We start from the raw sequence: 13,221 nt of genomic DNA, 5'->3' as shown, positions 1-13,221 counted from the left end.
ACGAAGTCACGAGCGAGGGGCCACTTTTTTGTGGAGGAGCCCGCGACGGAACAAAAAAGTGGTGCCTCGCGAGCCGGCGCCGAAGGCGCCCAATAAAAAGCAACGCTGCATCGCCGAAAGCCCCCCACCCCCTAGCTCCGCTCACGACCCAGGCCGGTCAGGGCGCACCCCCTCACGCCCCAGCCCCGCCGCCCAGCCCCCCTCCCGCTACTCGTCCAAGTCCAGGCTTCTCAGGACCAGGCCGGTGGCCGGCTTCGGGCCGAAGGAGGTGGATTTTCGGGGCATGCGGATGTCTTGTTCGGCCAGTTCTCGGACTACTCGTTCGTCCGTCGGGCGGAGGAGGATTGCGGTGCCGCCGGTGTGGTGGGCCTGGCGGACGGCGGCGGTGGCGTCGTGTACGTAGGTGATGTTGTCCCAGTTGTCGGGGACGTGCCAGACGCGGTCGAGCAGGGCCGCGTGCAGAACGGTGGCGTCCAGGCAGCGCCAGGTGGGTGGGCGGTCGGCGCGGATCGCGAGGTCGAGCAGGTCCGGGTCGGGGCCGGTGAGCAGGTGGAAGCGCCGGTCGCCGGCGAGCAGGAAGGCCGGGCCGACGGTCTGGTCCAGTGCCCACAGGGCGGCGGGCAGTGTGCCGTCGAGGGGGCGGGCCAGGAACGCGCCGGCGCCCGCGTCGCCGTAGGTGGCCAGTGCGTTCAGCGCGTCGGCCGGGCGCAGGTTCGGCAGTACGCGGTGGATCGCGCCGACCCGCAGCGGGTGTCGCACCGTGTCCACGAGCAGGACCAGGCCGCGGTCCCACGGGCCTTCGCCGCGGCCGTCCGCGTGGGCGCGCTCGCGCATCCGCGCGTATGCGGCCCAGCGGTGGTGGCCGTCGGCGATCAGGGCCTTGCGATCGGCGAGGTCCTCGCGGATCTTGGCCAGCGCGTGCCGATCGGTGACCCCCCACAACCGGTGACGTATGCCGTCCGGGGTGCGCAGGCCGACCAGGGGCGGCTGGTGGGTGGTCTGTTCGACCACGTCCGAGGCGCGCCCGCCGCCCGTGTACACGAGCAGGATCGGCTCGGGGTTGGCCGACAACTCGCTCATCAGCGTCGCCCGGTCGGCGACCGGGCCGGCCATCACGTCCTCGTGCGGCATGACGGCGGAGTCGAGCGACATCGCGCCGATCAGACCGCGCTGGATCGAGTTGTGATCGCGCTGTTCGTATACGTACAAGGAGGGCAGCGGGTCGGGGCGCAGCACGCCCTCGGCCAACCAGGTGCGCAGGGTGCTGCCCGCGTGTACCGCGCTGCGCGGGAGGACCAGCCGCACGATGTTGTGTGGATCGGAGTCCTCCAGCACGGGCACGCCGCCGGGCTCGACCACGTCGTACGGTGGCGAGGTCACCGACGCGACGTCCCCGACGCGTTCCGGGTCGTAGCGGAGCCCACGGAAGGGGGCCAGATCCAGCCCGTTCGGCACTGCGTCGTCCATGGCCGAATGTTACGGGCCCGAGCCCGGGCAAGATCAGGACATCCGATGTCGGCGGTTGCCGGATTTTGGTGACCGGCGCGTGGTCGAGGTGCGGGAGGGCATCATGGCGATGGCTCAGGGAGCCGACGGGATGAACGGTGCGCCCACGGGCGATGTGTACGACTGGTACCGACGCGGGGTGCAGTTGCTCGCGTCGGGTAATCCGGCCGCCGCCGCGCAGTTGCTGGCGCGGGCGGCGGATGCGGCGCCGGAGTCGCGCAGTGTGCGTGAGGCGTTGGCGCGGGCGTGGTTCGACTCGGGCAGACACGACGAGGCGCTGCGGCACTTTCGCGCTGTGGCCGAATCGGATCCGGCGGACGACTACGCCCAGTTCGGCTGGGGACTGTCCGCCTCGCGGCTCGGCGACTTCGAGACCGCGGTGGAGCATCTGGCGCTCGCGGTGGCGATGCGGCCGGAGACCAAGCACTACCGGACGGCGCTGGTCCAGGCGCGGGCCACGTTGCGCGCGCGGGCCGGCGCATACGGGACGATCGGCAAGGACGGTGGGGACATGGACGACAGGAGCGACGACGCGTGAGCAAGCAGACCTCGGCAGGCGCATCGGCAGGCGCAGCGGAACCGACGGGCGCGGCGGCATCGCACACCGCGCCGGAATCGGCGTCCGCGTCATCCGTGTCGGCCGCGACGGGCGGTGCGGACGGGGCTGCGGATGCGGGGGAGCCGGCGCGGGCGTACGACGTCGCGCTGCTCGACCTGGACGGTGTCGTGTACACCGGTGCGCGGGCCGTTCCGCACGCGGTTTCGGTGTTGACCGAGGCGCGCCGGCGGGGGATGGGGCTCGCGTACGTCACGAACAACGCGTCGCGTCCGCCCAAGGCGGTGGCCGAACACCTGGTCGAGCTGGGTATCTCGGCGGAGCCGGAGGACGTGGTGACCTCGGCGCAGGCCGCGGCGCGGGTGGTGGCGGAGCGGGTGCCCGAGGGCGCGGCGGTGTTGGTGGTCGGCGGTGAGGGCCTGGAGGTCGCGCTGCGCGAGCACGGGCTGCGGCCGGTGCGGTCGGCGGACGAGGAACCGGCGGCGGTGGTACAGGGGTTCGCGGCCGATGTGGGGTGGCAGGCGCTGACGGAGGCGTCGTACGCGGTGGCCCGCGGGGTGTTCTGGGTGGCCTCGAACGCGGACCTGACCATTCCGACCGAGCGTGGGATCGCGCCGGGCAACGGTGCGCTCGTGGGCGTGGTGCGGGCGGCGACGAAGGCCGAGCCGGTGATCGCGGGCAAGCCCGAGTTGCCGCTGCACCGGGAGACGATCCTGCGTACCGGCGCGCGTCGGCCGCTGGTGGTGGGCGATCGGCTGGACACCGACATCGAGGGCGCGTGCAACGGGGGTGTGGACAGCCTGTTGGTGCTCACCGGGGTGACCACGCCCGACGGGTTGCTCGCGGCCCGCGCCGGGCAACGACCGACGTTCGTGGCGGAGGACCTGCGGGCGTTGTTGGCCGCGCCGGTGACGGCCCGGCCGGAGGGCGACGCGTGGGTGTGCGGTGGCTGGTCGGCGCGGGTGACCGAGGGAGCGTTGGCGGTCCGGGGCTCGGGTGCGCGCATCGACGGGCTGCGCGCGGCGTGTGCGGCGGCCTGGGCGACGGACGAGCCGGTGGACACGGCGGGCGTGGCGGCGCACCTGGGCTGGTAGCGGCGTGGACGCGGCACGGGCGCGGGAGGCCCGAACGGGCGTGCGGCCGAATCGAAGCGGCCTGCTCGACGCGCGCAGCCAACAGCGTGCGCACGGCACCGTGTGCAAAGTAGCCTCGCTCGAAGCAATCCTGCGCAAAGCAGCCCTGCTCAGAGCAGTTTGCGCAGCACCAGCAGGTCCTTGAACGAGGCGTCCAGCTTGATCCGGCCCTTGGCCCACGCGGTGGCGAAGTTCAGGTCGCCGGCGACGAGGGCGATCAGGTCGTCGCCGGTCGTGGTGAGTCGGATCTGCGCCTTGTCGCTGCGCGGTTCGGTGTCGATGTCGTGCAGCGCACCGTCGCGCAGTCGTCCGGAGAAGGTGACGTCCAGGTCGGTGACCCGGCAGCTCAGACTGCGGTCGAGTTGCACGGCCTTGCGGGTGTCGCCCTCGGCGCGGCCCATTTTGGCGGACAGTTCCTGGAGGGCCTTGCGGCACTCTTCGACGGTGGCCATGCGCGGCGTTCCTTCCATGGGATCCGGTTGGCGACCGTACCCCACCGACGGGCCGGCGATGCCGGTGCCGGTCGCCCGTCGCGGGTTGGGCGGGGACGGCATGTCGTTGCTTCCGGTCCTGCGCCGGTCGAGAGGGTAGCGTCGGAGCAGACCGATCATCGCCGTTCGTATCGCCGCACAGGCACGCGTACGGGCAGCCGGAGCAGGAAGGCAGGTGCCGTTTATGCGAGATGTCGTTCGCAGTTACCTTCAGATCGCCAGTGGCTTGACCGAGATGACCCGGCAACGGGTCACCGAGGTGGCCAAGGTCCTGGTCGAGCGCAGTGGCCTGGACCTGGAGCAGGTGCCCGATCAGGCTCAGGCGTTGCCGCAGTACGTGCAGCAGGTGGCCGAGGAGTTGTACGAGACCGGCAAGGCGAACCGGGACCTGCTCGTGGGTGTGGTGCGCGGCGAGGTCGACAAGGCGTTGTCCCGGTCGAAGCCGTGGGCCAAGGACCTGATCAAGGCCGAGGAGGAGATCGCGCGGCTGAAGAGCCGGGTGACCGACCTGGAGCACCGGCTGGCCCGCGCGTCCACGCCGCGCACGCCGCGCCCGGCGGCGGGTCCCGCCGCGGCATCGGCCACACCCGTCGCCCGGCCCCAGGCTGCTCCGGCCGCTCCCGTCGACAAGCCGCTCGTCGCGAAGTCGCCGGCCGCGAAGAAGGCCGCCGCGAAGAAGACCTCGGCCGCCCGCCCCGCCGAGTCCGCCGCGGCGTCGACGCCGGCGGCCGGCCCGCGCAAGACCGCGCGCAAGACGAACGGCACCGCCGCCGCGAAGAAGACCACGCCGGCCAAGAAGACGATCCGCAGCAAGCCCGCCGCGCCGGCCGCCGACGCGGACGATCAGTCGTGAGCGAGGACGCGGGCGGGCACGCGGTCGCGGATCCGGCGCCGAGCGCGGACGGCGATGCTCCCGACCGGGTCGGCGTGCCTTCGGCGGTTGCCGTGATCGGACCGCTCGACGTGGAACCGCCCGCGCCTTCCGGTGATCCTCATGTAGACGCGGTACTTGCGACTCTGAGCCGTGTGGGTGACCTGCCCACCGAGGCGCACGGGTCGGTGTACGAGGATGTGCACCGAGGATTGCGGGACACCCTGGCGGAACTGGACCACTAGGTCCGCGCTCCACGCCCCTCGGGGCGAGACGGGCAAGTGCAGAGCGGGCCGGTACCGGGCGGGCAAGTGCCAGGCGTACCGACGCGCGGCGCAAGCTCCGGGCGCGAACCCACCGGCCCCGGCTCGGCTCGATCCGGCTCGGTCCGGTCCCACACAACCTCGGCAACCTTCCGCGCAACCCGCAGCACAGACTTCGGCACGACAATCCGCACAACCAATCCGCACAACCAAGGAACGGCAGGCACGACCGGTGGCACGACGCAGGCTCGACGCCGAGCTGGTGCGCAGGGGACTCGCTCGCTCCCGGGACCACGCGAGCGAATTGATCGCGGCCGGACGGGTGACGGTGGGCGGCCAGACCGCGACCAAGGCCGCCACCCAGGTCGACGCGGGCGCGGCCGTGGTGGTCGCGGCCGACGAGGGCGACCCGGACTACGTCTCGCGCGGCGGGCACAAGCTCGCCGGGGCGCTCGCCGCGTTCACCCCGCGGGGCCTCACCGTCGAGGGGCGGCGCTGTATCGACGCGGGTGCCTCCACCGGCGGCTTCACCGACGTGCTGTTGCGCGCGGGTGCGGCGCACGTGGTCGCGGTGGACGTCGGGTACGGGCAATTGGCCTGGGCGCTGCGCAGCGACGACCGGGTGACGGTACGGGACCGGACCAACGTGCGTGAGTTGACGCCGGATCAGGTGGGGCCGGCGGCCGACCTCGTGGTGGGTGACCTGTCCTTCATCTCGCTCGGCCTGGTGCTGCCCGCGCTGGTGCGCTGTTCGGCGCCGGACGCGGACCTGGTGATGATGGTCAAGCCGCAGTTCGAGGTCGGACGCGAGCGGCTGGGCGCGGGCGGGGTGGTGCGTGACCCGGCATTGCGGGCCGAGGCGGTGCGCACGGTGGCGGAGCAGGCCGCGAAGACGGGTCTGGGTGTGCTCGGGGTGACCGCGTCGCCGTTGCCGGGGCCATCGGGCAACGTCGAGTACTTCCTGTGGATGCGGGCCGGTGCGCCGGACCTGGACCCGGCGGATGTCGATCGGGCGGTCGCCGAGGGGCCTCGGTGAGCGGCGTGCACGATAGCGTCACGGCATACGGGTACGGCTGCGGTCGATGCGGTGCGGACGAGGGGATACGGGCATGAGCGATCGCACGGTACTGGTGGTGACGCACACCGGCCGACCTGCGGCCCTGCGCAGTGCACGGCTGGTGGTGGAGCGGCTGATCGCGGCCGGCCTGGGCGTGCGGGTGCTCGAACACGAGGCGGACGACCTGGCGCTGCCGGGCGCGGTCGTGGTGTCGGTGGAGCCCGACGCGGCCAAGGGGTGCGAGTTGGCGATCGTGCTCGGCGGCGACGGCACGCTGCTGCGGGGCGCGGAGTTGGTACGCGACGCGGCGGTGCCGATGCTCGGGGTCAATCTGGGGCGGGTCGGCTTCCTGGCCGAGGCCGAGCGCGAGGACCTCAACGACGTGGTGGAGCGGGTCGTGGCGCGCGACTACGACGTCGAGGAGCGGATGACGCTCGACGTGGTGGTCCGGGTCAACGGCGAGATCGCGCACACCAACTGGGCGTTGAACGAGGCCGCGATCGAGAAGGCCTCGCGCGAGCGCATGCTCGAACTGGTCGCCGAGGTGGACGGCCGGCCGCTGTCCCGCTGGGGCTGTGACGGGGTGGTGTGCGCGACGCCGACCGGCTCGACCGCGTACGCGTTCTCCGGCGGCGGACCGATCGTGTGGCCGGAGGTGGAGGCGCTGATCATGGTGCCGATCAGCGCGCACGCGCTGTTCGCGCGTCCGGTGGTGGTCTCGCCGAACTCGGTGCTCGCGCTCGAACTCGCGCCCGAGACGCCGCCCGGCGCGTTGTGGTGCGACGGCCGGCGGACCGTACATCTGCCTGCGGGCGCGCGGGTGGAGGTGCGGCGCGGGACCCAGCCGGTGCGGTTGGCGCGGCTGCATCGGGCGCCGTTCACGGATCGACTGGTGGCCAAGTTCGCGTTGCCCGTGAAGGGGTGGCGCGGGCACCGGTGAGGCCCTCGGGCGGGCCGTACGGTCGTCTGTCGGTGTGTTGAACACACGCCGTTGAACTGCGTTCTTCGCGCGGAGTCCCCACGACCTCGTAGTGTCGTCCCGTGCTCGAAGAGATGCGGATACAGGGTCTGGGTGTCATCGAAGACGCCGTAGTCGAGCTCGCGCCGGGCTTCACCGTGGTCACGGGCGAGACCGGCGCCGGCAAGACGATGGTGGTGACCGGACTGGGTTTGCTGTTCGGTGGCCGAGCCGATGCCGGGCTGGTGCGCAACGGGACGGGGAAGGCCCTGGTGGAGGGTCGGCTCAGCGTGCCGGCGGACTCGCCCGCGGGTCGTCGGGCGGCCGAGGCGGGCGCCGAGGTGGACGACGGCGAGCTGCTGCTGGCGCGGACCGTCTCGGCCGAGGGCCGCTCGCGGGCGCACGTGGGCGGGCGGAGCGCGCCGATCGGGTTGCTGACCGACCTGGCCGACGACCTGATCGCGGTGCACGGCCAGACCGACCAGCAGCGGCTGCTGCGTCCGGCCCGGCAGCGCGGCGCGCTCGACCGGTACGCCGGTGAGGCGGTGTCGGTGCCGCTGAAGGCGTACGGCGGGGTCTATCGACGGCTGCGCGAGGTGAGCGCGGAACTGACCGAGATCACCACCAGGGCGCGCGAACGTGCGCAGGAGGCCGACCTGTTGCGGTTCGGCCTGACCGAGATCGAGCAGGTCGTGCCGCAGCCGGGCGAGGACGCCGAACTCGCTGCGGAGACGCTGCGACTGGGCCACGCCGACGCGCTGCGCACTGCGGCGACCACGGCGCACGAGGCGCTGTTGGGCGACCCGGAGACCGGTACGGACGCGGTGGACGCCTCGACGCTGCTGGGCGCCGCGCATCGGGCGGTGGAGGCGGTGCGCGCGCACGATCCGGCGCTCGCGGCGTTGGCGGATCGGCTCGGCGAGGTCGGGTATCTGGTGTCCGACGTGGCGGGCGAGCTGGCGTCCTATGCGGCCGGCGTGGATGCGGACCCGGTCCGGCTCGCGGCGGCGGAGGAGCGGCGGGCGGCGCTGTCCGGGTTGACCCGCAAGTACGGCGAATCCATCGACGAGGTGTTGGCCTGGGCCGAGCGCTCGGCCGCGCGGTTGGCCGAGTTGGACGGCGACGACGACCGCACCGAGGAGCTGACCGCCGAACGGGACGCACTGCGAGGCGAGTTGGCGACGCTGGCGAGCGAGGTGTCGGCGGCGCGGCACGCGGCGGCGGAGCGGTTCGCGGCGGCGGTCACCGGTGAGCTGAGCGCGCTGGCGATGCCATATGCGCGTGTGGGCGTGGCGATCTCCGGCGTGGACGACCCGGACGGGCTGCCGGTGGGCGATCGGGTCCTGGCGTACGGCTCGATGGGCGTGGACGAGGTCGAGCTGCAACTGTCCCCGCACCCGGGCGCGCCGCCGCGCCCGCTGGCCAAGGGCGCCTCCGGCGGTGAGCTCTCGCGGGTGATGCTCGCGGTCGAGGTGGTCTTCGCGGGGGCCGATCCGGTGCCCACGTTCGTCTTCGACGAGGTCGACCAGGGCGTCGGCGGCAAGGCGGCGGTCGAGGTCGGCCGCCGGTTGGCCCGCTTGGCGCGGGTCGCGCAGGTCATCGTGGTCACCCACCTGCCCCAGGTCGCCGCCTTCGCCGATCGTCACCTGGTGGTGGAGAAGTCCAGCGACGGCTCGGTCACCCGCTCCGGCGTGGTCACCCTCGACGACGCGGCCCGAGTCCGAGAGCTCTCCCGGATGCTGGCCGGCCTGGAAGACTCCGAACTCGGCCGCGCACACGCGGAGGAACTCTTGGCCACGGCCGCCGGTGCCAAGCTCGAGGCCGCAGGGCCCTGAGGGGGCTGGGGGCTGCGCGTGTCTTGTTGCCCGGCGTGGGTCGGGGGCGGCCCGGGGCTCCTGGTCGTGGGCTGCGGTCGCGTCTTGGTTGGGTCGGGTTGTTTCCCCACCCGCTCCACCCGTTGCGTCGAGCTCGAAGGCTGCGGATCAGCGGCACCGGCGCGACCTGATCCGGCCTCGCAGCCTGCATCGTGGCTGCGTGGGACCGGGCGAGTCGGCTGCGGCTACGTCTCGGGCTTTCCCCCAGCCGCCGAACGACGCCGCGACCCGGCGCGTCAGCGCCCCCGACGTTGCGTCGCCTGCGACCGTCGTCAACGCCACTCGCTTCGCTCGCGACCCAAGCCCGCCCGCCCCCGCGACCCAAGCCCCACCCCTTATCCCCGCCCCCGCCGACTTGCCAATTCGCGCCATCCGGGCCGGGGCCGTTGTCGGGGTAAGGGTGGGTTGTTGTACTGGGTGTGTGGGACGGGTGTTGTTGCATCCGGTGTTCTTGTGTACTTCTGCTCCTCCGCACGGTTCGGGTCCAGCCCAGAAACCCGGGAGACAGGTATGTCCAAGCGCGCAAAGTTCGCTGCACTCGCCAGTGCCGGGGCGCTCGCCGCCCTGACCACGTTCGTCGGTACCGCCTCTGCCGGCGGGCCGTCGACCTCCCCGTACAACTGTGTGGACACCAGGGGCGGTGCGTTCACCGCCAAGGTGACCTACTCCACCGGTGGCGGCCTGCTCAAGGTGAGCATCGCCCGACCGGTGCCCGTCGGCTTCCCCGCCAACTCGATCAACACCACCGTGCTCTTCAACGGGCCCGGTGGCGGCGTGGTCTACGACGGTGCGATCAATCCGCCCTATCCGGCATCCTCGCCCGTGCTCAATCTCGGTGCGATTCCCAAGGTCAGCGGCACCATCTCGCCCGGCCAACCGTTGAATGCGGTGCTCACCGGCGCACCGCCTTCGCCGAGCAACTGGAGCCTGCGCGTGCTGTTCCCGTCCGGATCGTGGCCGAGCTGGTACTGCGTCACCCGCACCCCGCTTGCTCCGACGCTGATTTACAACTGATCCACCCACCAGCCGGGGCGGCGGCTCCGAGTCCGCCGCCGCCCCATCCGGTCCGGTCGTCGTGTTCAGCGCTCGATCGCCGTGAGCGCGGCGCCGGTTGCCCGGCACAGTTCCTCGTCGGCGAGGATGCTTCCGCCGACCCGTCGCTCGTTCGCCACGATCGTGCGGAGCGTGTCCGCGGCCTTTCGGGCCGGTGGGCCGATGTCGCCCAGGAGGCGAACGACGATCAGGGTGTGCTCCGTTGCCCTGCCGGAGCGCACCGGGGCCGGCGCCCGCAGGAGTTCCGGCAGTGCCGGCTCCGGGTCGCCGGTGATCCGCCACCACGCGTGTGCGGCCGTCAGGCGGGTCCAGTCGCCGGCGTGGTCGAACAGATGCCGTACGTCGTCGGCGTACGCGCTCGCGATCGGACCCAGGTCCGCCAGGCGGTGCAGTAGCGGCGCCTGCCGCGGCGAACGCAGCGCGCCGCCGAGTACGGTCAGCGCGAGCTCGGGGTCCTCGGTGACTCGCCAGTGTGCCCACGCGGCGATCTGGGTGCCGTGCCAGGGGGTCGGGCGCGGCACCGGCCCAGGGCGAGATCGGCGAGCAGGTCGTCGACCGGCACGACGGCGGGGCCGATGCGGCCGAGGATCTCGCACGCGGTGAGCGCGTACGGTGTGTCCGGAAGGGCCGCCAACTCGGGTACGGCCGGCTCGGCGGCGGCCCCCCGGTCGGCCAACGTGGTGAGCAACATCGGGTTGACCCGCGCGTCGGGATTCGTGCGCGGGGCCGGGCATCGAAGGACGGCGCCCCGCACGCCGCCGCCCCCCGATACCCACTCACCATCAGCAACCCGCCTCCGGCGTGTCCGTCAACCCGTAATAGATCCGCGGCGCCCCGTCCAACCGCACCGACACCCGCCCACGCACCGGCGTCAACAGCCGCTCGCGCCCGATGCAGTCCACCTCGCGGACCGTTGCCGAGGCGTGGCGACCCGGCCGTGCCGCCGTCGCAGTGGCCGCACCGGCCGCCACCGTCACCGTCGTCTTGGTGCGCCACCCGTCCACCCACGGCTCGGGCGCGGCGAACCAGCCCGAGTCGGTCGGGTGGTCGGGGTTGAGCACGTAGCCGTCCTTGCGGCTCCACAGGATCGAGATCGGTCCCTCCGGCGAGGAGAACAGCAGGCCGTGCAGGTCCGGGTCGGCCAGCGTGAATCGGCGGAGGAACACCGCCCGGTCCAGCACCCGGGCCGCCGTCGCATAGGCCAGCGCCGACGGCTTGGCGCCGAGGTCGCGGTGCATCAGGCCGTAGTGGTACTCGGAGTTGACCGGGTCGGCCAGTTGCGGCTTGCCCAGCACGCTGTCGTGCAACTGGTACCAGTTCACGCAGCGCACCCCCTCGGCCTTGGCCAGCGCCAGGGTCAGCAGGACGTTCTCGGCGGCATGCCGGTAGGTGTCGTGCCACCAACTGTTCGGCTTGGTGCACGCGTATGCCTCGGTCAGCCACAACTCCTTGGGCCCGTACTCGGCGATCACCTCGCGCGCCTTGCGCAGGCCGCCGAGGAAGTTCCAGTACGTGCCGTGATCGCCCATCGTCCAGTCGGCGGGCGCCGGGGCGTAGTCGGGGGTGAAGTTGCCTCGGCCGGGGTGGAAGGCGAAGCCGTCGATCAGGCTCCAGCCGCCCGCGTCGCGGAAGTTCTTGGTCCAGACGTGGTCCATCCCGGCCAGTCCGGCATTGAGCACCCTGGTCTGCGCTCCGGCCGCCGTCAGCCGATCGCGGACCGGGTGCAGGCCGTCGCGGACGTAGGCGGACGCGGTCTGTCCGCTCATCCACGGCTTGTTGATCTCGTTCGCCACCTCGAACCAGTCGGCGCCGGCGCCGATCGCCTTGGCCGTGTTGGTGTCCGCCCACGCGGCGACCTGGGCAGTGGTGCCGCCGAGTGGGATGCCGGCCAGTTCGATGTTGTGCGCGATGCCGGCCGTGTCCAGCGTGGCCGGCGGCAGGCCCGGGCCGCCGTCGTAGGAGATCCGCACCCGCCTGATGCCCAGCCGCTGCATCAGTTCCAGCACGGCCGGGGTGTCCGGTTGGAGCAGCCACGGATAGTTGGCGATGCCGAACATGCTGTCGGCGGCGCTCGCCCGGTAGGTGAACGGGGGCAGCACCGCGAGGTTGGTCCGGGCGAACGCCTCGTCCGTCCCGGAGGTCGCGCTCACCTCGGTGAACACGATGCCCTGCGCCGGCGAGGTGACGGTGAAGGTCTGCGCCCAGGTGGCGCCCGCCGCGATCGTGCCGGTGACCGCGCCGCTGCCCAGCACCCGCCCGTCGAAGTCGCGCGCCCACCAGGACAGTCGCACCGTCCGCTCGGTACTGCCGCCGTTGGCGACCTCGGCGTGCAGCGGCATCGGCACGCCGCCCTGGTCCCACAGCGAGAACGGTCGGTCGGTCCACACCTCGACGCCCAGCGGTCGGCCCGCCCCGGTGGTGCCGGCCGCCGCGGGCCGCATCGAGCCGAGCACCAGGTCGGCCTCGGTCACCGCGCCGCCGGTGCTCGCGGTGCCGGGGGCGTGGATCCAGGTGGCGTTGGTCCAGGCCGGGGTGGTGCCGGCGAGCCGGAAGTACGCGTTCGTGTCGGCCCAGGTCTCCCAGTAGACCGCGCCGGCGTTGCTCTCGTACGGGATGCCGCCGCCCGCGTCCCGGTTCCACGTGGTCAGCGCGACGAACGCCTCCGGCGCGGTGGGTGCGAGTACCGTCCGTCCGAACATGAAGCCCGCCGGGGTCAGCGTGGTCGAGCCGCCCACCTCCCAGCGCAGGTGCGCCCGGTGCGGGGTGACGTCGAAGATGCCCCGGACGGTGATCCCGTTCGCGGCGGCGGGCAGCGTGTACTCGACCTGGATCGCCGGTCTGCCGTCCGCGAGCGTGATCGACGACGGGGTGCCGCCGGTGCTCTGTTGGATGCCGACGACGGTGTCCTTGGCCATGAATCTGGTCAGCCGGACCCGTTCGACACCGGCGCCGTCGCGGACCGAGACGTAGCCGTCGGCGCCCGCGGTCAGGCTGATGCCCGGCGCGGACACGGTCACCGGCGCCGCCTGGCCGGCCGCGAAGGCGGTCCCGGACAACGTCGCGCCGACCGCGCCGACCGCGACCGCCCCGGCGAGGAAGCCGCGTCGATGCAGGCCGGTGCCGGCGCCGCGGTGGTCGCCGGGCCGGTCCTCGATCCGAGCCTCGACCCCGGCACCGGCCTGGTGGTCGACTGCGTGGTCGCCTGCGTGCTCCGGAGTGTGCTCGTCGGGCGTGCGGTGGGTGGACATGAGGATGCCTTTCCCGAGCGACGGGGTTCACCTAATGCGGATTAGAGCGAATGTGTACTCCGATCGCCGACCCGAGTCAAGGCCGCCGTATGTCTGATTCGCCGGTTCGCGCAACCTGCCGACAACCCTCTTGACACATCCTTCTAATGCGAATTAGATACGACCTCATCGCCTTCCGGAAGCGCATCGGCGCCCGGAACGGCACCCACTC

At 72.5% G+C, this 13,221-nt stretch carries 12 protein-coding genes; 8 read left to right on the top strand and 4 right to left on the bottom strand.

Going from position 1 to position 13,221, the window contains the following annotated elements:
* Positions 1–207 precede the first annotated feature (207 nt).
* Positions 208–1,467 carry a DUF1015 domain-containing protein gene (locus ABZ374_RS34420; RefSeq protein ID WP_360318810.1) on the bottom strand — a complete coding sequence of 420 codons (1,260 nt, stop codon included), beginning with the start codon at positions 1,465–1,467 and terminating at the stop codon, positions 208–210.
* 103 nt (positions 1,468–1,570) lie between these two features.
* On the opposite strand from ABZ374_RS34420, the gene ABZ374_RS34415 reads away from it, so the two are divergent.
* On the top strand, positions 1,571–2,044 hold the full coding sequence (locus ABZ374_RS34415; RefSeq protein WP_360318807.1) for a tetratricopeptide repeat protein: 474 nt from the start codon (positions 1,571–1,573) through the stop codon (positions 2,042–2,044).
* Positions 2,045–2,139: 95 nt separating this feature from the next.
* The gene (locus ABZ374_RS34410; RefSeq protein WP_360318821.1) at positions 2,140–3,156 is read left to right on the top strand and encodes an HAD-IIA family hydrolase; all 1,017 of its coding nucleotides are present in this window, start codon (positions 2,140–2,142) and stop codon (positions 3,154–3,156) included.
* A gap of 149 nt (positions 3,157–3,305) precedes the next feature.
* Here ABZ374_RS34410 and ABZ374_RS34405 read toward each other — a convergent pair whose 3' ends face one another.
* Positions 3,306–3,647: an alkyl sulfatase C-terminal domain-containing protein gene (locus tag ABZ374_RS34405; RefSeq protein WP_360318804.1), complete on the bottom strand. Its 342-nt coding sequence runs from the start codon at positions 3,645–3,647 to the stop codon at positions 3,306–3,308.
* Between the two features lie 265 nt (positions 3,648–3,912).
* Here ABZ374_RS34405 and ABZ374_RS34400 point away from each other — a divergent pair, with 265 nt between their 5' ends.
* The 6 genes from ABZ374_RS34400 (at position 3,913) to ABZ374_RS34375 (ending at position 9,723) form a co-directional block, all read left to right on the top strand.
* A complete protein-coding gene (locus tag ABZ374_RS34400) occupies positions 3,913–4,539 on the top strand; it encodes a hypothetical protein (protein WP_360318801.1) in 627 nt (208 codons plus the stop codon).
* On the top strand, positions 4,536–4,802 hold the full coding sequence (locus ABZ374_RS34395) for a hypothetical protein (RefSeq protein ID WP_360318798.1): 267 nt from the start codon (positions 4,536–4,538) through the stop codon (positions 4,800–4,802). Before ABZ374_RS34400 ends, ABZ374_RS34395 begins: the two co-directional genes overlap by 4 nt.
* A 250-nt stretch (positions 4,803–5,052) precedes the next feature.
* Entirely contained in the window at positions 5,053–5,856 is an 804-nt protein-coding gene (locus ABZ374_RS34390; RefSeq protein ID WP_360318795.1) for a TlyA family RNA methyltransferase, read from the top strand.
* Between the two features lie 73 nt (positions 5,857–5,929).
* Positions 5,930–6,817, top strand: coding sequence for an NAD kinase (locus ABZ374_RS34385; protein ID WP_360318793.1), 888 nt, complete (start codon positions 5,930–5,932; stop codon positions 6,815–6,817).
* A 113-nt stretch (positions 6,818–6,930) separates the two neighbouring features.
* Entirely contained in the window at positions 6,931–8,670 is a 1,740-nt protein-coding gene (gene recN, locus ABZ374_RS34380) for a DNA repair protein RecN (protein WP_360318818.1), read from the top strand.
* Positions 8,671–9,219: 549 nt separating this feature from the next.
* Complete coding sequence (locus ABZ374_RS34375; RefSeq protein WP_360318790.1) at positions 9,220–9,723, top strand: hypothetical protein; 504 nt, start codon at positions 9,220–9,222, stop codon at positions 9,721–9,723.
* Positions 9,724–9,788: 65 nt separating this feature from the next.
* Here the strand turns inward: ABZ374_RS34375 and ABZ374_RS34370 are convergent, their stop codons facing one another.
* Together ABZ374_RS34370 and ABZ374_RS34365 are read right to left on the bottom strand one after the other, a co-directional pair.
* The gene (locus tag ABZ374_RS34370; RefSeq protein WP_360318788.1) at positions 9,789–10,283 is read right to left on the bottom strand and encodes a hypothetical protein; all 495 of its coding nucleotides are present in this window, start codon (positions 10,281–10,283) and stop codon (positions 9,789–9,791) included.
* Positions 10,284–10,544: 261 nt separating this feature from the next.
* Positions 10,545–13,010 carry a hypothetical protein gene (locus tag ABZ374_RS34365; RefSeq protein ID WP_360318786.1) on the bottom strand — a complete coding sequence of 822 codons (2,466 nt, stop codon included), beginning with the start codon at positions 13,008–13,010 and terminating at the stop codon, positions 10,545–10,547.
* Positions 13,011–13,221: the final 211 nt, after the last annotated feature.

The sequence above is a fragment of the Embleya sp. NPDC005971 genome, assembly GCF_040629175.1.
Taxonomy (GTDB): Bacteria; Actinomycetota; Actinomycetes; order Streptomycetales; family Streptomycetaceae; genus Embleya.
Note: the sequence above shows the minus strand (reverse complement) of the source record. Positions and strands in the feature narration are given on the sequence as shown.

Coding starts and splice junctions, on each gene's coding strand:
- ABZ374_RS34375 (WP_360318790.1), top strand. CDS start 9,220: ATGTCCAAGCGCGCAAAGTTCGCTGCACTCGCCAGTGCCGGGGCGCTC.
- ABZ374_RS34405 (WP_360318804.1), bottom strand. CDS start 3,647: ATGGCCACCGTCGAAGAGTGCCGCAAGGCCCTCCAGGAACTGTCCGCC.
- ABZ374_RS34415 (WP_360318807.1), top strand. CDS start 1,571: ATGGCGATGGCTCAGGGAGCCGACGGGATGAACGGTGCGCCCACGGGC.
- ABZ374_RS34365 (WP_360318786.1), bottom strand. CDS start 13,010: ATGTCCACCCACCGCACGCCCGACGAGCACACTCCGGAGCACGCAGGC.
- recN (WP_360318818.1), top strand. CDS start 6,931: ATGCGGATACAGGGTCTGGGTGTCATCGAAGACGCCGTAGTCGAGCTC.
- ABZ374_RS34420 (WP_360318810.1), bottom strand. CDS start 1,467: ATGGACGACGCAGTGCCGAACGGGCTGGATCTGGCCCCCTTCCGTGGG.
- ABZ374_RS34385 (WP_360318793.1), top strand. CDS start 5,930: ATGAGCGATCGCACGGTACTGGTGGTGACGCACACCGGCCGACCTGCG.